This window comes from Streptomyces sp. NBC_00316, assembly GCF_036158715.1.
GTDB lineage: Bacteria > Actinomycetota > Actinomycetes > Streptomycetales > Streptomycetaceae > Streptomyces.
The window spans coordinates 2,137,982-2,159,526 of the sequence record NZ_CP108023.1; the positions used below are offsets into that span (position 1 = coordinate 2,137,982).

Annotated in this window: 17 protein-coding genes and 1 pseudogene; 11 read left to right on the top strand and 7 right to left on the bottom strand. The window is 70.7% G+C overall.

Features of this window, described 5'->3' with window-relative positions:
* Window positions 1–26: 26 nt before the first annotated feature.
* On the top strand, window positions 27–272 hold the full coding sequence (locus OG878_RS09430) for a hypothetical protein (RefSeq protein ID WP_328886366.1): 246 nt from the start codon (window positions 27–29) through the stop codon (window positions 270–272).
* Window positions 273–320: 48 nt separating this feature from the next.
* On the opposite strand, the gene OG878_RS09435 is transcribed toward OG878_RS09430, so the two are convergent.
* Window positions 321–1,187 carry an oxidoreductase gene (locus OG878_RS09435; protein WP_328886367.1) on the bottom strand — a complete coding sequence of 289 codons (867 nt, stop codon included), beginning with the start codon at window positions 1,185–1,187 and terminating at the stop codon, window positions 321–323.
* Between the two features lie 205 nt (window positions 1,188–1,392).
* Here OG878_RS09435 and OG878_RS09440 point away from each other — a divergent pair, with 205 nt between their 5' ends.
* Window positions 1,393–2,256 carry a helix-turn-helix domain-containing protein gene (locus tag OG878_RS09440; protein ID WP_328886368.1) on the top strand — a complete coding sequence of 288 codons (864 nt, stop codon included), beginning with the start codon at window positions 1,393–1,395 and terminating at the stop codon, window positions 2,254–2,256.
* A gap of 421 nt (window positions 2,257–2,677) precedes the next feature.
* On the opposite strand, the gene hemQ is transcribed toward OG878_RS09440, so the two are convergent.
* Window positions 2,678–3,391, bottom strand: a complete 714-nt coding sequence (gene hemQ, locus OG878_RS09445) for a hydrogen peroxide-dependent heme synthase (protein WP_326626410.1) — start codon at window positions 3,389–3,391, stop codon at window positions 2,678–2,680.
* Window positions 3,392–3,395: 4 nt separating this feature from the next.
* On the bottom strand, window positions 3,396–4,883 hold the full coding sequence (hemG, locus tag OG878_RS09450) for a protoporphyrinogen oxidase (RefSeq protein ID WP_328886369.1): 1,488 nt from the start codon (window positions 4,881–4,883) through the stop codon (window positions 3,396–3,398).
* 126 nt (window positions 4,884–5,009) lie between these two features.
* On the opposite strand from hemG, the gene OG878_RS09455 reads away from it, so the two are divergent.
* The 3 genes from OG878_RS09455 to OG878_RS09465 all read left to right on the top strand — a co-directional run bounded on the left by OG878_RS09455 (window position 5,010) and on the right by OG878_RS09465 (window position 8,035).
* A complete protein-coding gene (locus OG878_RS09455) occupies window positions 5,010–6,038 on the top strand; it encodes a DUF4349 domain-containing protein (protein ID WP_328886370.1) in 1,029 nt (342 codons plus the stop codon).
* Window positions 6,039–6,084: 46 nt separating this feature from the next.
* On the top strand, window positions 6,085–7,464 hold the full coding sequence (locus OG878_RS09460) for an FAD-dependent oxidoreductase (RefSeq protein WP_328886371.1): 1,380 nt from the start codon (window positions 6,085–6,087) through the stop codon (window positions 7,462–7,464).
* Window positions 7,465–7,702: 238 nt separating this feature from the next.
* Window positions 7,703–8,035, top strand: coding sequence for a hypothetical protein (locus tag OG878_RS09465; protein WP_328886372.1), 333 nt, complete (start codon window positions 7,703–7,705; stop codon window positions 8,033–8,035).
* A gap of 127 nt (window positions 8,036–8,162) precedes the next feature.
* Here the strand turns inward: OG878_RS09465 and hemE are convergent, their stop codons facing one another.
* On the bottom strand, window positions 8,163–9,275 hold the full coding sequence (gene hemE / locus OG878_RS09470) for a uroporphyrinogen decarboxylase (protein WP_328886373.1): 1,113 nt from the start codon (window positions 9,273–9,275) through the stop codon (window positions 8,163–8,165).
* 91 nt (window positions 9,276–9,366) lie between these two features.
* Here hemE and OG878_RS09475 point away from each other — a divergent pair, with 91 nt between their 5' ends.
* The 6 genes and pseudogenes from OG878_RS09475 to OG878_RS09500 all read left to right on the top strand — a co-directional run.
* On the top strand, window positions 9,367–10,023 hold the full coding sequence (locus OG878_RS09475) for a DUF3000 domain-containing protein (protein ID WP_328886374.1): 657 nt from the start codon (window positions 9,367–9,369) through the stop codon (window positions 10,021–10,023).
* Between the two features lie 290 nt (window positions 10,024–10,313).
* A complete protein-coding gene (locus tag OG878_RS09480; protein WP_024488613.1) occupies window positions 10,314–10,976 on the top strand; it encodes a helix-turn-helix transcriptional regulator in 663 nt (220 codons plus the stop codon).
* Window positions 10,977–11,093: 117 nt separating this feature from the next.
* Entirely contained in the window at window positions 11,094–12,371 is a 1,278-nt protein-coding gene (locus OG878_RS09485; RefSeq protein ID WP_328886375.1) for a ribonuclease D, read from the top strand.
* 275 nt (window positions 12,372–12,646) lie between these two features.
* Entirely contained in the window at window positions 12,647–13,867 is a 1,221-nt protein-coding gene (locus tag OG878_RS09490) for a thiolase family protein (RefSeq protein ID WP_328886376.1), read from the top strand.
* Complete coding sequence (locus tag OG878_RS09495; protein WP_328886377.1) at window positions 13,864–15,993, top strand: 3-hydroxyacyl-CoA dehydrogenase NAD-binding domain-containing protein; 2,130 nt, start codon at window positions 13,864–13,866, stop codon at window positions 15,991–15,993. Before OG878_RS09490 ends, OG878_RS09495 begins: the two co-directional genes overlap by 4 nt.
* A gap of 149 nt (window positions 15,994–16,142) precedes the next feature.
* Window positions 16,143–16,729 (top strand): annotated as a pseudogene (locus OG878_RS09500) (RNA-guided endonuclease InsQ/TnpB family protein); the annotation flags it as partial.
* Between the two features lie 8 nt (window positions 16,730–16,737).
* Here the strand turns inward: OG878_RS09500 and OG878_RS09505 are convergent.
* The 3 genes from OG878_RS09505 to OG878_RS09515 form a co-directional block, all read right to left on the bottom strand.
* Window positions 16,738–18,393, bottom strand: coding sequence for an IS1182 family transposase (locus tag OG878_RS09505; RefSeq protein ID WP_328886378.1), 1,656 nt, complete (start codon window positions 18,391–18,393; stop codon window positions 16,738–16,740).
* A gap of 106 nt (window positions 18,394–18,499) precedes the next feature.
* On the bottom strand, window positions 18,500–19,414 hold the full coding sequence (gene galU, locus OG878_RS09510) for a UTP--glucose-1-phosphate uridylyltransferase GalU (RefSeq protein ID WP_328886379.1): 915 nt from the start codon (window positions 19,412–19,414) through the stop codon (window positions 18,500–18,502).
* Window positions 19,415–19,514: 100 nt separating this feature from the next.
* Window positions 19,515–21,512, bottom strand: coding sequence for a glycosyltransferase (locus tag OG878_RS09515; RefSeq protein ID WP_328886380.1), 1,998 nt, complete (start codon window positions 21,510–21,512; stop codon window positions 19,515–19,517).
* Window positions 21,513–21,545 lie beyond the last annotated feature (33 nt).

The following is a 21,545-nucleotide window of genomic DNA, read 5'->3' on the forward strand; positions in this document are numbered from 1 at the left end:
GCGCTGTACCGATCACGCCCGAAGCCGTGCAGCACCCGTACGAGAAGGCCGCAGACGAGCCGGCCGCGAAACCGGCGGGCGGGACGGTCGGGCCGGGGCGGCTGCAGTCCGCCTTCCTAGCGGCCGTGTACGACGACGGCTTCCGGGCCCTGCGCGCCGCCACGCTGTCCGCCTGCCTCGAGGGCGATCCGCGGCCGCTGACCGACCAGGCGGCTCCGCGCCCGGAGCCGGCCCCGATGTCACCGTCGCCCTGGCGCAGCCGGGCCGGGTGACACCGTGCCGCTGAGATGCGAGGTGCCGTGGGGGTCGGCCCGGGGACACTACCCGCCGATGCTGTCGAGTTCCGCGACCGCGTCCGCCGGCAGAAGCAGGTCCGCGGCGGCGACGTTCTCGCGCAGGTGGGCGATGGAGGACGTGCCCGGGATCAGGACGGTGGTGGCCGAGCGCTGGAGCAACCAGGCCAGAGCGACCTGCTGCGGCGAGGCGACCAGCCGGTCGGCGACGGCGGTGAGGGTCTGGGACTGGAGGGGATTGAAGCCGCCGAGGGGGAAGAACGAGGCGAAGGCGATGTTCTCGGCCGCGCACCGGTCGACGAGTGCGTCGTCCTGCCGGTTGGCGATGTTGTAGAGGTTCTGAACGGTGACGACGGGGGCGATGGACTGTGCCTCGGTGAGCTGGGCGTCGGAGACACCGCTGAGGCCGAGGTGGCGGATCAGGCCCTGCTGCCGCAGTTCGGCCAGGGCGCCGAACTGCTCGGCGATGGACTCGTCGCTGCTGCCGTCGAGCGAGCCGAGGCGCAGGTGGACGACGTCCAGCACGTCCAGGCCGAGGTGCTGGAGGTTCTCGTGCACCTGGGCCTTGAGGTCGTCGGGCTCCAGCGCGGAGATCCAGCCGCCGTCGTCGGTGCGGCGTGCACCGACCTTGGTGACGATGCGCAGGTCGGCCGGGTAGGGGTGCAGGGCCTCCCTGATCAGTTCGTTGACGACGAAGGGGCCGTAGAAATCGCTGGTGTCGATGTGGGTGATGCCCAGATCGATCGCCTCGCGCAGCACCGCGTGGGCCCGCGGACGGTCCTTCGGGGGCCCGAAGACGCCGGGTCCGGCCAGTTGCATGGCGCCGTATCCCATGCGGCTGATGGTCAGGTCTTCCGCGAGTGTGAGGGCGCCGCCGGGAACGGTGGTGGTCATGTCGCGCCTTTCGGAGTTCTTGGCAAATCGGTACATGCGGTCGTCGGAGGACGATCTGGCATGGCTCCACTGTCCGGCAGTCGCGGCCGTCGCGGCAGTACCCCGCTGTTCCTGGGAGTGGCAGGGCCAGTCACCCGCACGGGGCCGGTCGCCCGCACCGGGAGGGACCGGACTGCCGCATCCGGACGGAATTACCGTGGACGGCATGGACAACACCAATGCGCTCGGTGCGTTCCTCCGCGCCCGGCGGGAACTGGTCCGGCCCGAGGACGTCGGGATCAGCCCGCGCGGACTGCGGCGGGTCCCGGGGCTGCGCAGGGAGGAGGTCGCGACGCTCGCGGGGATCAGCTCGGACTACTACCTGCGGCTGGAGCAGGGCCGCGACCGCAACCCTTCCGTGCAGGTTCTCGAAGCGCTGGCCCACGTCCTGCGGCTCGACGCCGACGCGACCGCCTATCTGATCGACCTGGTCCTGACCCCGTCGCGCCGGGCGGAACGCCCGGTCGCCGAAGAGGTACCGGCGAGCATCCTGCACCTCGTCGACGAGATGCCGATGCCCGCATTCGTGGTGGGCAAGTACTTCGACGTCCTGGCCGCGAACCGCATGGCCCGTGCACTCTCCCCGAACATGTCGCCCGGAGCCAACAGACTGCGTGCCGCCTTCCTCGACCCGCGGGAACGGGAACTGCACCGGGACTGGTCCAGTGCGACGGTCGGCGTGGTCGCCCAGTTGCGCGCCGCCGCGGGCCCCGACGTCGACGACCCGCGCCTGGCCGCGCTCGTCCGAGAGCTCTCCCTCAAGAGCGATCGCTTCCGGAAGCTGTGGGCACGCCACGAGGTGCGCCGGCGTGAGAGTGCGGTCAGTCTCCTGCGCCATCCGGAAGTGGGCGACCTCGACCTGTTCCGCGACAAGCTCGCCGTCAGCGGCACCGACGGACGGCTGCTGCTGGTCATCTATCACGCCGAGCCGGGGTCCCGCTCCGCACGGTCACTGGCCCTGCTCGGATCCCTGGCCGCCGGCGCCCCCGACAGCGCTGCCGCTCCCCGTCACGCACCCGGTGAGCGGTGAACACCGGCGCTGCCGGAAGAGCGCCGGCGTCGGTTGTGGGCCCGCAGCGCCCGGCGAGCCATGAAAGGTCGGGGCGGTCGTCGGGCGCGGATGCTCGCCATGGACGAGTGCCGGCAGCTGCCCGTAGCGCTCTGCCTGCGCGTCCGGGCCCGCTTCGATCCGCTGCGCCGGAGACTCAGGCTCAGGGCGTGCGTGGCCGGACCCGCCGTGCCCGCACGGGAAAACGCGACCCGCGCCGAGGCGGGCCGGGGACGAGCGGGGGAGGACGGTGCACTCCCCCGCTCGTGCCGGGAACGCCGCAGGTCAGTGCCTACGGCTCCCCGGGGCCGAACCCGGTGTCGCTGGAGCGGCGGGCAGCGCACGGTCGTGCGCCGGCGCCTGCCGTCTGATCTTCCGGGTTGGGGTGGTCGAAGCCCACGCGTTACGCGAGCCCGGCCACCAGGTCTGCGACGGACTTCCTGCGGCCCGTGTAGAAGGGGACCTCCTCGCGGACGTGCATCCGCGCCTCCGAGGCCCGCAGATGACGCATGAGGTCGACGATGCGGTAGAGCTCGTCGGCCTCGAAGGCGAGGATCCACTCGTAGTCGCCGAGCGAGAAGGAGGCGACGGTGTTGGCCCGGACGTCGGGATAGCCACGGGCCATCTTGCCGTGGTCCGCGAGCATGCGGCGGCGGTCCTCGTCGGGCAGCAGGTACCAGTCGTAGCTGCGCACGAAGGGGTAGACGCTGATGTAGTTGCGCGGCGTCTCGTCGGCGAGGAACGCCGGGATGTGCGACTTGTTGAACTCGGCGGGGCGGTGCAGCGCCATGTTCGACCAGACCGGCTCGAGCGCCAGGCCCAGCTTGGTGCGCCGGAAGAGGTTGTACGCCTCCTGCAGCTCGTCCGCCGTCTCGGCGTGCCACCAGATCATGACGTCGGCGTCGGCGCGCAGGCCGGACAGGTCATAGGTGCCACGGACGGTGATGTCCTTGGCGGCGAGCTGGTCGAACAGCTCCTGGACCTCGTCGGCGTAGCCTGCACGGTCGGCGGGCAGCACGTCGCGCAGCTTGAAGACGGACCACAGCGTGTAGCGGATGACCTCGTTGAGGTCCTTGGCCTTCTTACCGGCGTTCGGAATCTTCTCAGGCGCACTCATACGGCTATTGTCCCGCCTCGCTCCGTGTGCCCTGAACCAGGGTCGCAGTGGCGATGATCTCTCCCGCGGTCCCGCCCGCGAGGTCCGCCGCGATCTCGTCCGCGGCCCGGTGGGCGCTCGCGATGCAGGCCGGGATGCCCACCCCGTCGTACACCGCTCCGCAGACCCGCAGGGCCGGCAGCTTGGCGACCTCGTCGCGGATCCGGGCGACCCGTGACAGATGGCCCACGGGGTACTGGGGCAGGCCGCCGATCCACCGGGTGACCTCGGTGTCCACCGGCTTCGCCGCGAGCCCGGTCGCCTCGGCGAGGTCGCGCAGCGAGACGCCGACGAGTTCGCCGTCCTCGCGGTGCAGATGGTCCTCGTCGCCGTACCGGCCGACCGAGGTGCGCAGGACGAACAGGTCGGGGGCGGTGTCGGCGACCCACTGCCATTTGTGGGTGGAGAAGGTGGCGGCCTTGATGGTGCGGCCGTCGACCGGCGGTACGAGGAAACCGGAGCGCCCGTCGAGGGCGCCCGTGGCCGCCACGTCGGAGCGCCGGAACGCCAGGGTTACCAGCGCCATCGACGCGTACTCGACGCCCGCGAGCTCGGCGGAGGCGGCCGGGGACTCGGCGGCGAGCAGCGTGGAGGCGGACCAGGCGGGGGCGGCGAGGACGATGCCGTCGGCGGTGATCACCCGGGTGTCGGTGCGGACGTCCCAGCCGTCGGCCGTACGGGTCAGGCCCAGCACGGGCGTGGCGGTGAGGAGCTCACCGCCTCCGGCACGCACGGCGTCGGCGACCGCGTCCGGCAGGGTGCCGATGCCACCGTCGATGCCCTGGAAGACCGGGCCGGTCTGTTGCCGGCCCGCCGCCTGCTGCTGGATGCGCTGTACGCCGTCGAGCAGCGAGCCGCCCTCACGGGCCACCTCGAAGAGCTGCGGTACGGCGGCGCGCATCGAGATGCGGTAGGCGTCCCCCGCGTACACCCCGCCGAGCAGCGGTTCCACGAGCCGGTCGACGACCTCGCGGCCGAGCCGGTCCGCGACGTACGCACCGACCGCGACGTCGTCGCCGACGGCGGTCGGGGTGAGGTCCCTCTCCTGTGCGATGCGGGCGAGACCCTCCGGCGAGATCACCCCGCCGAGTGCGGCCGGGTCGCCCGGCACACCCATCACATGGCCCTTGGGCATGGGCCGCAGTTCGTCGCGCGTCCAGACCGCCGCGGTGGCGGTGGCGGGCGGCTGGAGCCGGTCGCCGAGCCCGACGGCCCGCGCCAGGTCGACCGCCTCCGGCCGTCTGGCCAGCATCGACTCCGCACCCAGGTCGACCCGGGTGCCCGCGATCGCACCGGTCATGAGCTTGCCGCCGAGCCGGCCGGTCGCCTCCAGGAGCGTGACCCGCAGCCCGGTGCCGAGGAGCCGGTGGGCGGCCGCGAGTCCGGCGATGCCACCGCCGATCACGACGACATGACCCGTACCTGTGTCCGCGCGGTTTCTTGAACGCTGCATGCCTCCACTCTCTCAAACCGCTTCCGAGTCCTGACCGTGACCGCTTCGAAACCGGAGATCGGCAACCGGGGGCCGGGTCCCGTCGTCGAAACGGCACCATCAACGACCCGCCCAGGGGGAGCAGTTATGCGTAGAGCACGTCAGTCGGGCCGTTCGTCCACGCATCGTTCGCGCACCGTCCTCGCCGCCGGGACGCTCGCCGCCCTGCTCGCGCTGAGCGGGTGCGGGGCCGGTGACGACAGCGGGAGCAGCAAGAGCTTGAGCGACCGGAGCGCGGTGGACACCTCGGACGACAAGAAGGCGGCGCCGCAGGAGGCGCGCGCCGACTCCGCCGCAGGGGAGGCGGACCGGGGGGCCGCCGGCAGCGACTCGGCGCAGCAGAAGAAGGCGCCGTCGCTGACCGCGAGCCACATCATTCGCAAGGCCTCGCTCTCCGTGGAGGTGAGGAGCGTGCCGAAGGCCGTCGCGGCGGCCCGTGCGGCGGCGGAGGGTGCGGGGGGCCTGGTGGCGAGCGAGACCACCGAACGGATCGACTCCACGCATGAGGTGTCGCACCTCGTGCTGCGGGTGCCGCAGGCCGACTACGACGCCGTGCTGCGGGAGCTGGCGGGTGGCGGGAAGCTGCTGTCGCGCACGTCGGAGGCGAAGGACGTCACCGATCAGGTCGTCGATGTGGAGAGCCGGATCGCCACCCAGCGGGCGAGCGTCGACCGGGTCAGGAAGCTGATGGACCGGGCCGATAAGATCACCGATGTGGTCGCCCTGGAAGGGGAACTGAGCAATCGTCAGGCGGAACTGGAGTCGCTGCTCGCCCAGCAGGAGTCGCTGAAGGACCGCACCACCCTGGCGACGATCACCCTCGACCTCTCCGAGCCGGAGTCACCCGCGCGGGGCGCGGACGACGACGATCCGGGGTTCGTGGACGCGCTCGCCGGTGGCTGGCACGCGTTCGTGACGATGGTGAAGTGGATCGCTATGGCGGTGGGAGCGGCGGCGCCGTTCCTGGCCGCAGCGGCCGCTCTGCTGCTGCTCTGGCGGCTGGTACGCAGCCGGCTCACCCGGCGCCGCGCACCCCGGGCGGGCGAGCCCGCGAGCGTGCCGCCGGAGGCGCCCGAGCACGCTTCCGTGCCCCCGGAGGCGCCGTCCGCCCCCTGAGCGTCGTAGCGTGGGTCCTCAGATGTGACGCTCGAAGGGACCCGGCATGGCAGCGGAGCGACTGGTGGTCATCGGCGGGGACGCGACGGGCATGTCCGCCGCGTCCCAGGCCCGCAGGCTCAAGGGACCGGACGAGCTGGACATCGTCGCGTTCGAGCGGGGCCACTTCTCCTCGTACTCCGCCTGCGGCATCCCGTACTGGGTCGGCGGCGACGTGTCGGACCGGGACGACCTCATCGCCCGTACGCCCGAGGAGCACCGGGCCCGCGCCATCGACCTGCGGATGCGCACCGAGGTGACGGAGATCGATGTCGCCGGGCAGCGGGTGCGGGCGCTGGACCGGGACAGCGGGGAGACGTACTGGACCGACTTCGACAAGCTGGTGATCGCGACGGGGGCCCGGCCGGTGCGCCCGGCCCTGCCCGGCATGGACGCGGCGGGGGTGCACGGGGTGCAGACCCTGGACGACGGACAGGCGCTGCTGGACTCCCTGAGCCGGGCGCCGGGGCGGCGCGCGGTCGTCGTGGGCGCCGGGTACATCGGTGTGGAGATGGCCGAGGCGCTGCTGAAGCACGGCTTCGAGGTGACGGTCCTCAACCGCGGCGAACAGCCGATGGCGACGCTCGACCCCGACATGGGCCGCCTGGTACACGACGCGATGGACGGGCTGGGCATCACGACGGTGAACCGCACCGAGGTCACCAAGATCCTCACCGGTGCGGACGGGCGGGTGACCGCGGTCGCCACGAACGACGCGAGCTACCCGGCGGATGTGGTGGTGCTCGGCATCGGTGTCGAACCGGAGACGGCCCTGGCCCGGTCGGCCGGCCTGCCGGTCGGGCCGCACGGTGGTCTGCTCACGGATCTGTCGATGCGGGTCGTCGGGCACGACACCATCTGGGCGGGCGGCGACTGCGTCGAGGTCCTCGACCTGGTGGCGGGCCGCACCCGCCACATCGCGCTGGGCACCCATGCCAACAAGCACGGCCAGATCATCGGGTCCAATGTCGGCGGTGGCTACGGGACGTTCCCGGGGGTGGTGGGCACGGCCGTCAGCAAGGTCTGCGATCTGGAGATCGCCCGGACGGGGCTGCGGGAGAAGGACGCGCGAGCGGTGGGGCTGCGGTACGTCACGGCGACGATCGAGTCGACGGGCCGGGCCGGCTACTACCCGGGGGCCGAGCCGATGACGGTGAAGATGCTCGCGGAGTACCGCACGGGCCGGCTGCTCGGGGTGCAGATCGTGGGCCGGGACGGGGCGGCGAAGCGGGTGGACATCGCGGCGGTCGCACTCACCGCGGGGATGACGGTGGAGCAGGTGACGGCGCTCGACCTGGGGTACGCCCCGCCGTTCTCGCCCGTGTGGGATCCGGTCCTGGTGGCGGCGCGCAAAGCGGTCCAGGCGGTGCGCGCGGCGGGGGTATAGGGGGTACGCGGGGCCTGGACACGAGGGACGCACTCTCCGCCATCAGGCGGACGGCGGATCACTCCCTGGTGACCTTTTGCAACCCGTCGGACACCATGAGTGAAATCGATCACATGATACGAACCTCTGTGCGGGCGCTCTGCGCCGCCTCACTCGTCATCGCCCCGCTCGTCATGAGCAGCCCGCCCAGGCCGCGACGTCGTGCACGGTCAACGGTGTCCCCGCCTCGGGCCCGACCGTGAACGGTACGGCCGGCAGTGACTTCATCCAGTGCTCGACGGTCGACGCGGGCGCCTCGGTCAACGGTCTCGGCGGCACCGACACGATCTTCCTCGCCGGTCCCGTCAACGGCACCGTCAGCGGCGGCCCCGCCGAGGACTTCATCTCGGTCGGCCCGTCGTTCGCGGTCAGCGGTGTGATCGCGGGCAACGACGGCAGCGACTACATCTCGGCGGGCGGCGGGGTGACGCCCCGCGGCCAGGTCCTGGGCGGCAACGGCGGCGGCCACCTGCAGGTCGGCCCGAACCGTGGCATCGTCGACGGCGGTGCCGGATCGACTTCTGCCGGGTGAGCTCCGGCAACGCGCCCGTCAACTGCCCGTAGCACCCCGGAAAGCACCGCTCGCCGCGGACCCCGAGGTCATGCCTCGGGGTCCGCGGCGAGCGGTGTACGTCGGGGCCCCTGTCCCGGGGTGCGGTTCAGCGGGCCGTCTGCGTGTGGACGTACTCGACGAGCCGCGTCAGCGCGTCCGGGTCGGTCGTCGGCATCACGCCGTGCCCAAGGTTGAAGACGTGGCCCTCCAGTCCGGCGGCCGCGTCCAGTACCTCCCGCGCCTTGGCCTCCACCGTCTTCGTCGGCGCGAACAGCACCGCCGGGTCGAGGTTGCCCTGGAGCGCCTTGCCGGGTCCGACCCGGCGCGCGCCCTCGTCCATCGGGACCCGCCAGTCGACGCCGACGACATCCGCACCGGCCTCGCCCATCAGCCCGAGCAGTTCACCGGTGCCGACCCCGAAGTGGATGCGCGGGACACCGTACGGGGCGACGGCGTCGAAGACCTTCGCCGAGGCCGGCAGCACGGAACGGCGGTAGTCGGCCGGGGCCAGCGCGCCGACCCAGGAGTCGAAGAGCTGCACGGCCGAGGCGCCCGCCTCGATCTGCACCTTCAGGAACGCGCCGGTGATCTCGGCCAGCCGGTCGAGCAGCTCGGCCCAGAGCTCGGGCTCGCCGTACATCATGGCCTTGGTGCGCTCGTGGTTGCGGGACGGGCCGCCCTCCACGAGATAGCTCGCGAGAGTGAACGGTGCACCGGCGAACCCGATGAGCGGCGTCGCACCGAGCTCGGCGGTGAGCATGCCGATGGCCTCGGTGACGTAGTGGACGTCGTCCGGCGTGAGGTCGCGCAGCCGGGCCAGATCGGCGCGCGTCCGGATCGGGTCGGAGATGACCGGGCCGACACCGGGCTTGATGTCGAGGTCGATGCCGATGGCCTTGAGCGGGACGACGATGTCGCTGAAGTAGATCGCCGCGTCGACCTTGTGGCGGCGGACGGGCTGCAGCGTGATCTCGGTGACGAGCTCCGGCATCATGCAGGAGTCGAGCATGGCGATGCCCTCGCGCACCTTCAGGTACTCGGGAAGCGACCGCCCCGCCTGGCGCATGAACCAGACCGGCGTGTGCGGCACGGGCTCACGCCGGCATGCCTTGAGGAACGCCGACTCATGGGCGGCGGAGGTCTTTGTCTGCTGGCCCGGGGACGGGGCATCCCCTGATCGAGCGGAGCTGACATCCTGGGGAAGGTCGTTGGCACTCACGCACCGAATCTTCGCACGAAGCGGGAAGGAGCCGGGCCCGCGCGGGTGTCCCTCCCTGCACGAGGCTCCGGTTCCGCCTACTCTTCCCCGCATGGCTCCGGCTCAGGGACAATTTTCCGAACACTCCGATGGCGCTGACAGCAAGGACAGCGCGGAGGGCAGTTCCGTCCCGCCCGCGTTCCGGTCGGCGGTGGATGCGTTGCGTGCGGCGCGGCTCCGCCCCGAGCTGGAGGTCGAGCCGACACGGCCGCCGCAGCGCCTCGCCCCGCATGCGTATGCCCTGGAGGCGGTGGTCGTCGACGGCGAGGACGATCTCGCCGACGGACGCCTGGTGCTGCTCCACGATCCGGCCGGGCACGAGGCGTGGCACGGAACGTTCCGTCTGGTGACGCTGGTGCGCGCCGAGCTCGAGCCGGAGATGGCTTCCGACCCGCTGCTGCCGGAGGTGTGCTGGACCTGGCTGACCGGTGCGCTGGAGGCGCGGGGTCTGTCGTACGGGGAGGCGGGCGGCACGGTCACCCGCGCAGGTTCGCACTACTTCGGCACGCTGTCCGATCGGCGCCCCGCGACCCAGATCGAGATCCGGGCGTCGTGGACCCCGCGCGAGGGGCGGAGCGGGGTACCGGACACGGCGGCCCATCTGGTGGCGTGGGGGGATCTGCTGTGCCAGATCGCCGGTCTGCCGCCGTCGGGGGCGGACGCGGCGGTGGTGACGCTGCCCCAGCGGCGCGGCCCGCAGGGTCCATAGTCCGACTCGCTTCGTATGCGCCATGCCGGTTCCATGCGCCGGTGACGTGTGATCGGCCCCACAGGCCGAAACCTTTTCGTAACACACCGTCACAGGTTTCGCACAGGTACCGGCATTTTTTTCGTACAATCGATCGCCCGTCCGATTTGTCCGAATTGTTACTCACCAAATCGTGATCTTCCCCTAAAGGAGGACGGGTCTGCTGCCGAAGAGGTCAATGACCCTTCAAGCACGGTTCGCCCCGGCTTCATCCCCGAGCCGGCCCGTCCCGCCACTCCCCAGGAGGCCTGGTGTCCGTTCTCCTCGAGCAGCCCGCAAGCCTGGTCGCCTACCGCCCGAACAAGCCGACGGCCATGGTCGTCGTGGCCGACCCACGCGTCCGTTCCACCGTCACCCGCCATCTGTGGGCACTCGGAGTACGTGACGTCATCGAGGCGTCGTCCATCGCGGAGGCCCGTCCCCGCGTCGGCAACCCGCGCGACATCTGTGTTGCCGACGTCCATCTGCCCGACGGTTCCGGGCTGACCCTCCTGTCCGAAACCCGAGCTGCCGGCTGGCCGAACGGCCTCGCCCTGTCGGCCGCCGATGACATCGGCGCCGTGCGCAACGCCCTCGCGGGTGGCGTGAAGGGCTATGTAGTCACCGGCACACGTACCAATATCGGCCACCCCACCCGTCCCGGCGTCGCTCCCATCGGCGCCAATGCCGCCCGTATGCACCGCCGGCCCCCCGGCACCCCGAGCCACCCGGGCGGCTACCGCGAACTGTCCGGCCGCGAGGTGGAGGTGCTCCGCCTCGTCGCCGAGGGCCAGTCCAACAAGGCCATCGGCGTCTCCATGGGGCTGTCCGCCCTGACCGTCAAGAGCCACCTCGCCCGCATCGCCCGCAAGCTCGGCACCGGAGACCGCGCCGGAATGGTCGCCGTGGCCCTGCGCACGGGCATCATCCACTGACCCCTGTCCCCCTGCCGGCGGATAAAGCGATACGGACCGGCTGGTTTACATTCATCGGCGCCCGTCGACGGAACGTTCCGTCGACGGGCGCCGTGCATACACAGATACCCTTGACACGTGACCGACGCCCAAGAGACCGCAGCAGACACTTCACTGCGAACCACCGGGGGCGCTCCCCCGGCCGACGTCGCCCCGGCGCCGATCCCCTTGCTCGAACCTCGCGAGGGCATTCCCCCGGTGGTGGCCTCCGACGACGCCCTCGCCCAGGTGGTCGCGGCCTTCGCCGCGGGCACCGGCCCCGTCGCCGTCGATGCCGAACGCGCATCCGGCTACCGCTACGGCCAGCGCGCCTACCTCGTCCAGCTGCGCCGCGACGGCGCGGGCAGTGCGCTGATCGACCCGGTCGGCTGCCCCGACCTGACGTCGCTCGGCGAGGCCCTGAGCGGCAGCGAGTGGATCCTGCACGCGGCCACCCAGGACCTGCCCTGTCTGCGCGAAATAGGGATGGCGCCCACCGGGCTCTTCGACACGGAGCTGGCCGGGCGACTGGCCGGCTTCCCACGGGTGGGCCTGGGCGCCATGGTCGAGAGCGTCCTCGGCTACTCGCTGGAGAAGGGACACTCCGCCGTCGACTGGTCCACCCGTCCGCTGCCCGACCCCTGGCTCCGCTATGCCGCCCTCGACGTCGAGCTGCTGATCGATCTGCGCAACGCCCTGGAGGACGAGCTCGACCGGCAGGGCAAGCTGGAGTGGGCACGGGAGGAGTTCGACGCGATCGCCTCGGCGCCGCCCGCACCCCCGCGCAAGGACCCGTGGCGCCGCACATCCGGCATGCACAAGGTGCGCCGCCGCCGTCAGATGGCGGTCGTACGGGAGCTGTGGACCGCCCGTGACCAGATCGCGCAGCGCCGTGACATCTCACCCGGCAAGGTCCTCGGCGACGCCGCGATCGTCGAGGCGGCCCTCTCCCTCCCGCCGAACGCCCAGGCACTGACCACCCTGCCAGGCTTCGGCCACCGCATGGGCCGGCGTCAGCTTGAGCAGTGGCAGGCGGCCATCGACCGGGCCAAGGAACTCCCCGAGGCCGAGCTCCCGCAGCCCGGCCAGCCCCTCGCCGGCCCGCCGCCGCCGCGCTCCTGGGCGGACAAGGACCCGGCGGCCGCGGCCAGGCTCTCGGCGGCGCGCACCGCCGTGTCGGAGCTCGCCGAGCGGCTGCACATGCCGCAGGAGAACCTGATCACGCCGGACACGGTGCGCCGGATCTGCTGGGAACCGCCGAAGAACCCGACGCCGGGCGCGGTCGAGGACGCGCTCACCGCGTACGGGGCGCGGCGGTGGCAGGTCGAACAGGTCGCGCCGCTCATGCTCCACGCCCTGACGTCGGCGACAGCCTGATCGCGGGCTCCTTCCTGCGCGCTCGTGCGCGCCTCTGCGCGACGCGGTACGTCGAAAACGCCCCCGGCCGACCTGGCCGGGGGCGTTTTCGCATGCCGGGAGGCGCCGGGGATGAGCGGAATCACGCCAGGTTGCCCCCGCCCCGCCATGTGACCTTCGCCGCTCCCGTCGTGAGGGGTGGGCAGTCTGGTTACCCGCAAGTAGCATGATGGTGGCGGCGCGCCTGCGGGCGAGCCGCGCAGCAGTGCCATCCCGCACCCTGGAGGAGAGCCATCGTGCCTCGTACCATCCGGGACGTCGTCTTCGTCGACGGCGTCCGCACCCCGTTCGGCAAAGCGGGCCCGAAGGGCATCTACCACGAGACCCGCGCCGACGATCTCGTCGTGAAGGCCATCCGGGAGCTGCTGCGCCGCAACCCGGACCTGGACCCGGCCCGTATCGACGAGGTCGCCATCGCCGCGACGACGCAGATCGGCGACCAGGGCCTGACGCTGGGCCGGACCGCCGGAATCCTGGCCGGTCTGCCGCAGTCCGTCCCCGGTTACTCCATCGACCGCATGTGTGCGGGCGCCCTGACCGCCGTCACGTCGACGGCCGGTTCCATCGCCTTCGGTGCGTACGACGTCGTCGTCGCCGGTGGTGTCGAGCACATGGGCCGCCACCCGATGGGCGAGGGCGTGGACCCGAACCCGCGGTTCGTATCGGAGAAGCTGGTCGACGAGTCCGCCCTGTTCATGGGCATGACCGCGGAGAACCTGCACGACCGGTACCCGCAGATCACCAAGCTCCGCGCCGACGAGTACGCGGTCCGCTCGCAGGAGAAGGCCGCCAAGGCGTACGCCGACGGCAAGATCCAGCAGGACCTGGTGCCGGTCTCCGTGCGCCGCACCAACGCCGAGGCGGGCGAGACGGGCTGGGGCCTGGTCACCGCCGACGAGCCGATGCGTCCGGGGACCACGCTGGAGTCCCTGGCCGGTCTGAAGACCCCGTTCCGTGCCCACGGCCGCGTGACGGCCGGTAACGCCGCCGGTCTCAACGACGGCGCCACCGCCTCGCTGCTGGCCGCCGAGGACGTCGCCCGCGAGCTCGGCCTCCCGGTCAAGATGCGCCTCGTCTCGTACGCCTTCGCAGGGGTCGAGCCCGAGGTCATGGGCTACGGCCCGATCCCGTCGACGGAGAAGGCCCTCGCCAAGGCCGGTCTGTCGATCGGTGACATCGGCCTGTTCGAGATCAACGAGGCGTTCGCCGTCCAGGTGCTCGCCTTCCTCGACCACTACGGCATCGCCGACGACGACGCGCGCGTCAACCAGTACGGCGGCGCCATCGCGTACGGCCACCCGCTGGCCTCGTCCGGTGTGCGTCTGATGACGCAGCTGGCCCGTCAGTTCGAGGAGCAGCCGCAGGTCCGCTACGGCCTGACCACCATGTGCGTCGGCTTCGGCATGGGCGCGACGGTCATCTGGGAGAACCCGAACTTCGACGGAGGCAGCAAGTGAGCTCCACCACTGAGCTTCTGAAGGGCGCGGCCGAGCTGTTCCCCGACGAGGTCGTCACGCAGGCGCACGTACGCCACCTCGACCTGCCCGCGGGTGCGGGCAGGTTCGCCCTCATCACGCTGGACAACGGCCTGGACCACACCAAGCCGACCACCTTCGGACCCCAGTCGCTGGCGAACCTGAACGCCGCCATCGACCAGGTCGAGAAGGAGGCCGCCGAGGGCGCCGTCACCGGTATCGGCATCACCGGCAAGCCGTTCATCTTCGCGGTCGGCGCCGACCTCAAGGGCGTCGAGCTGCTGAAGAACCACGACGACGCGCTCGCCATCGGCAAGGGCGGCCACGACGTCTTCCGGCGCCTCTCCAGCCTCGCGGTCCCGACGTTCGCGTACTACAACGGCGCGGCGATGGGCGGCGGTGTCGAGGTCGGTCTGCACTGCTCCTATCGCACCGTCTCCAAGGCGCTGCCCGCGTTCTCGCTGCCCGAGGTCTTCCTCGGTCTGGTCCCCGGCTGGGGCGGCTGCGCCCTGCTGCCGAACCTGATCGGCGCCGACCGCGCGGTCTCGGTGATCATCGAGAACTCGCTGAACCAGAACCGCCAGCTCAAGGGCAAGCAGGTCTTCGAGCTCGGGATCGCCGACGCCCTCTTCGAGGGCGCGGACTTCCTGGAGCAGTCGCTGATCTGGACCGCGAACGTGCTGAACGGCACGGTCGTGGTGGAGCGCCCCGAGGTCGACCGCGGTGACGCCTGGGACCAGGCCGTCGCCCGCGGCAAGGCCATCGCGGACGCCAAGGTGCACGGCGCCGCCCCGGCCGCGTACCGCGCACTGGAGATCATCGCCGCGGCGAAGGACGGCGACCTGAGCGCCGGCTTCGACGCCGAGGACCGGGCCCTCGCGGACCTGATCATGGGCGGCGAGCTGCGCTCCGGGATCTACTCCTTCAACCTGGTCCAGAAGCGCGCCAAGCGCCCGGCCGGTGCCCCGGACAAGAGCCTGGCCCGCCCGGTCACCAAGGTCGGCGTGGTGGGCGCGGGCCTGATGGCTTCGCAGCTCGCTCTTCTCTTCCTCCGCCGCCTCGAGGTCCCGGTCGTCCTCACCGACATCGACCAGGAGCGCGTCGACAAGGGTGTGGGCTACGTCCACGCCGAGATCGAGAAGCTGCTGGGCAAGGGCCGGATCAACCAGGACAAGGCCAACCGCCTCAAGGCCCTGGTCTCCGGTGTGCTGGACAAGGCCGAGGGCTTCTCCGACGCCGACTTCATCATCGAGGCCGTCTTCGAGGAGATCGGCGTCAAGCAGCAGGTGTTCGCGGAGGTCGAGGCGGTCGCCCCGGCGCACGCGATCCTCGCCACCAACACCTCGTCCCTCTCGGTCACCGAGATGGCGTCGAAGCTGCAGCACCCGGAGCGGGTCGTCGGCTTCCACTTCTTCAACCCGGTCGCGATCCTCCCGCTGCTGGAGATCGTCCGCGGCGAGCGGACCGACGACGCCTCGCTGGCCACGGCGTTCGGTGTGGCGCGGAAGCTGAAGAAGACCGCGGTGCTGGTGAAGGACGCCCCGGCGTTCGTCGTCAACCGCATCCTCACCCGCTTCATGGGCGAGATCCAGAACGTCATCGACGAGGGCACCTCGGTCGAGGTCGCCGAGAAGGCCATCGAACCCCTCGGCCTGCCGATGTCCCCGCTGGTCCTCCTGGAGCTGGTCGGCCCGGCCATCGGCCTGCACGTCTCCGAGACCCTGAACCGCGCCTTCCCGGAGCGCTTCACCGTCTCCGAGAACCTGGCCGCGGTGGTCAAGGCCGGCAAGCGCGGCTTCTACGTGTACGACTCCGGCAAGCCGGAGCTGGACCCGGAGGTCGCCGCACTCCTCAAGCAGGGCGACGTCGCCCTGTCCGAGGAGCAGGTCCGCGACCGCGTCCTGGACGCGGTGGCGCAGGAGATCGGCCTGATGCTGGACGAGGGCGTCGTCGCCGAGGCCCAGGACATCGACCTCTGCCTGATCACCGGCGCGGGCTGGCCCTTCCACCTGGGCGGCATCACGCCGTACCTGGACCGCGAGGGCGTCTCGGAGCGGGTGAACGGCAAGAAGTTCCTGGCACAGGGCGTGGCGAGCGTCCCGGCGTAGCAGGACCACTGCGAACGCGGTGAGGGCCGTACGGGATCACTCCCGTACGGCCCTCATTGCTTCGGCCCTCCCGCGCGGCCGACTGACATCACTCCGGTCGCGGCCGTCTTCGCTGCCGTCGGCAGCATCGACGGCGGACCAGTTCCGGGTACCTGTCCCGCAAGGCCAAGGGTTCCAGGAACCGGGAGAAGGCCCGTCTCAAGGTCGCCCGTGTGCATGCGCAGGCGGCTGATGCACGGCGCGAGTTCCACCACCAGCTCTCCACACAGATCATCCGCGAGAACCAAGCGGTGGCCGTGGAGGACCTGGCGGTGACGGACTCGCCCGCACACGCCTCGCGAAATCCGTGCATGACGCGGGATGGGCGTCGTTCGTCGCGATGCTGGAGTGCAAGGCCGCCCTCTACGGGCGGGTCTTCGTCCGGATCGGCCGTTTCGAGCCGACCAGCCAGGTCTGCTCCGTCTGCGGTACCAAGGACGGCCCCAAACCCCTGCACATCCGCGTCTGGCAGTGCCAAGGGTGCGGGACCGTCCCTGGCCGGGACATCAACGCGGCGGTCGACGTCGCCAAGGCCGCCGGACTGGCGGTATCAGCCCGTCGAACGCAGATAAGACCAGGATCCCTGATCCCGGCACAGCGCGAAGAAGCAGGAACCCACCGAGACCGTCAACCGACTGTGGCAGGAATCCCCGCCCTTCAGGACTCCGTTGGAAAATGCGTAAACCGGCGGGTGTGATCTTGTCGTCAGGCGGCGAGTTGGAGTCGGGCGAGGTATGAGGTGCGGGTTTGGCCTAGGGGTGTTTCGCTGAGCCAGGCGTCGAGTCTGATGATGTTGATGGCGGTGGCGGCGAAGATGTGTCCGAGGTGGGTTTTGGGCAGGCCCGTGTAACGGGTCCGGCGGATGCGGGTGCGCCGGATTGCCTGGGAGATGGTGCCCTCCACTCCGGCGCGGATGTTGTAGCGCTGCTGCCACTGGTCGGTGAGCTGTTCGCGGCGTCGGTCTTCCAGTGCTGCCTGCTGGTCTTGGGGCAGCAGGGTCAGGCTTCGGCCCCACTTGCCGTTCGCCGCCTTGGTGCACTTGTCCTGCACCGGGCAGGCCGCGCAGTCCTGGGCGGTGAAGTGCACCCGTGAGACGGGAGTGCCACTGCTCTTGCGCTGGTCGGACCAGCTGGCACTGATCTTGCCCTGGGGACAGACGGCGTTCTTGGCTTCCCAGTCGATCGTGAACGCGCTCTGCGTGAAGTGCTCACCCTCGTAGTTCTCGTGGCACGTATCCAGCCCGACCGGCCCCAGCAGCTCGATCCCATGTGCGTCGCGCGCGGCCACGATGTGGGCGGCGGTGACGTAGCCGGCATCGACGTCGTGCTCATCGGGTAGCAGTTCACGTGTGGCCAGGCCCTGGTGGACTGCTGCGGTGACCTCGGTGTCGGCGACGGTGGCGTCCGTGGTGACGACATGGGTGATCAGGTGCGGGGCGTGGGGTTCGCAGGTCTCGCTGAGGTGGGTCTTGTAGCCGCACCAGCCCGATCCGCGCTTGGTCGCGTAGCGGGCGTCGGGGTCGTAGGGCGAGGCGAGGCGGCGTCTGCCCGGCGGGAGGTCTTTGCCCTCCCGCCAGCGCACCTCCTCGCCGTCGCGGTGGTACTGCTCCACCCAGGCCCGGCGCAGGACCTGGACAGCGGGGACTTCCCGTAACCACGCGGGAGCCTGGGGTGCGTAGACGGCCTCCAGGATGGTGAGGCCGTCCCTGCCGACCTGCCCGGCCCACTCGGCGCGGACGTTGTCGCCCTTGGGGAAGCGGTAGGAGTCGATCCGGGCGCCGTAGCGTTTGGCCCAGTCGGCGGTGACCAGCGGCGACAGCCATGCTGGGGCGGCGGCGGCCAGGGCTTCCAGCGCCGCGCGCAGGGTCTCGCCGACGAACTCCATCCGGTTCAACGTCCGCACGGCCGCGAGAACATGGGTGGAGTCGGTGCGCTGACGCCCCCCGGAACGCAGCAGCCCGAGGTCAGATATCCGCTCCAGGATCAGGTCCAGGACCTTTTCCTCCAGGCCGTGCTCGATCAGCCGGGCGCGGAAGTCGCTCAGCACGGAGAAGTCGAACCCCGAATCGTCCAGCTCCAGACCAAGGAGGAACTTCCAGTCCATGCGGGCCCGCACCTGGTCAGCGGCCTGCCTGTCGGTCAGCCCCTCTGCGTATTGCAGCACCGACACAAGCGCCAGCGCCCCCGGCGACACCGCCGGACGACCCCGTGACGAAAACGCCCCAGCGAAGGAATCGTCTTCGAACAGCGGGCCCAGCACTTCACGCACGCGGACAGCCAGTGTCCCCTTCGGGAACGATGCCCGCACGACCCGAGCAGTCAGCTCCGGCACCCCACGGTCGTCCCGAGACTCCAGCGACACCCAGCCCCCCTCGCTCCGACGAACAGAACGATCATGTCAACCTCAGCAAGCCGACGAGCCCGGTTTACGCATTTTCCAACGGAGTCCTTCAGGGCGGGGGCGGAAGTCAACGGATGCCCTCTTCCTGCACGAACTCGCTCAGCCAGGCACGGAATTCCGGGCCGAGGTCCTCGCGCTCGCAGGCCAGCCGGACGACGGCACGCAGGTAGTCGCCGCGATCCCCGGTGTCGTAGCGGCGACCGCGGAAGACCACCGCATGCACGGGACCACCGAGAGTCGGATCAAGGGCCAACTGTCTTAGGGCATCGGTCAGTTGGACCTCACCGCCGCGGCCCGGCGGGGTCTTGCGCAGGATCTCGAAGATCTGCGGGGCGAGGACGTACCGCCCGATCACGGCAAGATTGCTGGGCGCGGTGCCGGGCTCGGGCTTCTCCACGAGATCGGTGACGGCCAATACGTCGTCCGCCTCATCGCCCGAGGGGGCCACGGCTGCGCATCCGTACAGGTGCGTCCGGTCGTCCTCGACCTCCATGAGCGCCACGACGCTACCGCCACGCTGCTCCTGGACCTCCAGCATCCGGGCGAGCAGCAAATCGCGCTCGTCGATGAGGTCGTCGCCGAGCAACACCGCGAACGGGGCGTCGCCGACATGCGGTTCGGCGCAGAGGACGGCGTGGCCCAGGCCGAGCGGGTTGCCCTGCCGCACGTAGTGGACGTCGGCCAGTTCGCTCGACTCACGGACCTGGCGCAGCTTGCCGAGGTCGCCCTTCAGCTCCAGCAGATGCTCCAGTTCGTAGGCACGGTCGAAGTGGTCCTCCAGGGCCCGCTTGTTACGGCCGGTGACCATGAGCACGTCATCGAGTCCGCTGCGTACGGCCTCCGCCACCACGTACTCGATGGCGGGCCGATCCACGACCGGGAGCATCTCCTTGGGAGTCGCCTTGGTCGCGGGGAGGAATCGGGTGCCAAGACCCGCGGCCGGGATGACGGCCTTGCGGGTGCGGCGGTGGTGCGTGGGCATGAACGTGTACTCCACAGCGGGCGGCGGATATGACGATGTGACGGGACGGAAGCCCGGAGCCGGGCCCGAGGCCGGGGATCCAGGGCCGGAAAGAAGGGGGTCAGGCCTTGTCGGGGCTGACGGTGAAGGACAGCTCGTTGCCAGGCGTGAAGAAGACCCTTCCGCGCGCCGGGCCCTGCGTCGGGTGGTGCCAGCGCTGCGTGGGATAGACATCGATCCGCTTGCGCTCCAGGATGTCGTCGAAGAAGCGCGCCAACCGGATACGCGGTTGACCGGGTTCACGCTCCAGCCACAGGTCCCAGTCGTCGTGGCCGCCCGACGAGGCGGCCACCACCCCGGCGAACGGCAGATGCGCCTCGAAGGCGCCGTCGTGTCCCACGGAAACCTGGCCCGACACGGTGGACGCTGCACTCCCCTTGCGGGGCATGGCCCCCAGCCGAAGACCGGAGAGATCGGTGCCCGGCGGAACGACCAGGCCGCCGCGCACGAGCCAACCGTCCTGCCCCACCAGCACGGCATGTACCTCGGCATGCTCCACGCGATGACGCACGAAAATCGACAGATGGCCGTCCGCGGTGCGATAGGGCACGGGCCAGTACGCGGGACCTTCCGCCGGAATCCGCCGGATCAGCAGACCACCGGTGTGGACGCCCTCCACGGCGAGCGGCTGGCGCCGGCCGTCCGGCAGCTCCAGGTCGATGTCATAACGGCCCTCGGCGAGGACCGGTGGTTCGGCAGGGATCGCGTACACCGACCGCAGAGTGCCCGTGGTCTCGTCCACCGACGTCCCGAGGGCAGCCAGCCTGACCAGTGTCTCGGCCTTGCGTAGGGTGACACACAGCGCGGGGGGCTCTGTGCCGGGGTGCAGCAAGGCGCGGACCTCGATAGTGCCGTCGCCGCGCACCAGTACCTCCGCCGGGACAACGGCCGGGACGACGGACGGAACCGCGGCCGTACGTTCCTTCGGTACCGAGGCCGCCACATCCCGCAGGAACGCGTCGTAGCGGAAGGCGATGCGCTCGGCGCTGTAGAGCGGGGCCGTGGCGTAGGCGCCCTGGGACAGCTTCTCCCGCTCGGCCGGCTGTTCGATGAGGTGGCGCATCGCCTGGGCCATGGCTTCCTCGTCACCGACCGGCACCAGGATGCCGTTGCGGCCGGGGACGACGATCTCGCCGGGGCCGAAGGGCGCATCGGCCGCGAGAACCGGAAGCCCATGGTGCATGGCCTCCACCATGGTCAAGCCGAAGGACTCGCGGCGGGCCGCGCTCACCGCGAACGCAGCCTTGTCCCACTCCGCTGTGAGGTCGGGCAGCGCGCCCATGAGACGGATGGCGTCGCTGAGCCCGTGCGCGTGCACGAGGTCCTGCAGCCGTGCGTGCTCGGGCCCGCGGCCGAAAATGCGCAGCCGCCACTGCGGGTGGTAGGGGGCGACCTGGGCAAACGCGTTGATCAGCGTGTCGAAGTCCTTGTCCGGCACGAGCCGTCCCGCGGCGGCGATCAGCGGCAGGCCGCGCACAGGGGCGTGCCGGGCCGGCGGCGGCACGATGTTGCCGATGGCTGCGAGCAGGGGCGCCTGATCGCCCAGCTGCCGCTGGTAGTTGTTCAAGTCGGCCTGGGTGAGGCAGACGACGCCGTCCATCTCGCGGTACAGCTCCAGAGTGCGCTCGCGCAGCTCTTGAGAGGGCACCATCGAGCCCTCGTGGTCGATGACCACGCGCCCGTAGCCGTGTCGTCCATGGGCGATGAAATACGCGGCGAACGCCGGCCGGGCAGCGATCACGACATCGGCGCTGCAACTGCCGAGGTGACCGAGGATCAGGTCATCGACTTCCTGGGTGTAATGGTCGGCCCAGCTGTCCTCTCGCGGCATGATCCGGGACGGTTTGCCGCCCTTGGCCTTCGCCGCCCCCTCGCGCCGGTCGGCCAGGTAGCGCAGGGTCACGCCGCTGGACGGCGGGAAGGACGGCCGGTCCGCTGTACGGAAAACCGAGACGATCTCCACTTCGTGGTGGACCGCCAGCGCGGAGGCCAGACTGCTGGTCGCCCGCGGTACCCCGCCAAAATTGTCGATGCTGTGGAGCAGGAACGAGATCCGCACAAGTGTCCTTCGGCATTCTCGAGGTCTGTAAGG

Coding starts and splice junctions, on each gene's coding strand:
- OG878_RS09435 (WP_328886367.1), bottom strand. CDS start 1,187: ATGACCACCACCGTTCCCGGCGGCGCCCTCACACTCGCGGAAGACCTG.
- OG878_RS09440 (WP_328886368.1), top strand. CDS start 1,393: ATGGACAACACCAATGCGCTCGGTGCGTTCCTCCGCGCCCGGCGGGAA.
- hemQ (WP_326626410.1), bottom strand. CDS start 3,391: ATGAGTGCGCCTGAGAAGATTCCGAACGCCGGTAAGAAGGCCAAGGAC.
- hemG (WP_328886369.1), bottom strand. CDS start 4,883: ATGCAGCGTTCAAGAAACCGCGCGGACACAGGTACGGGTCATGTCGTC.
- OG878_RS09455 (WP_328886370.1), top strand. CDS start 5,010: ATGCGTAGAGCACGTCAGTCGGGCCGTTCGTCCACGCATCGTTCGCGC.
- OG878_RS09460 (WP_328886371.1), top strand. CDS start 6,085: ATGGCAGCGGAGCGACTGGTGGTCATCGGCGGGGACGCGACGGGCATG.
- OG878_RS09475 (WP_328886374.1), top strand. CDS start 9,367: ATGGCTCCGGCTCAGGGACAATTTTCCGAACACTCCGATGGCGCTGAC.
- galU (WP_328886379.1), bottom strand. CDS start 19,414: ATGCCCACGCACCACCGCCGCACCCGCAAGGCCGTCATCCCGGCCGCG.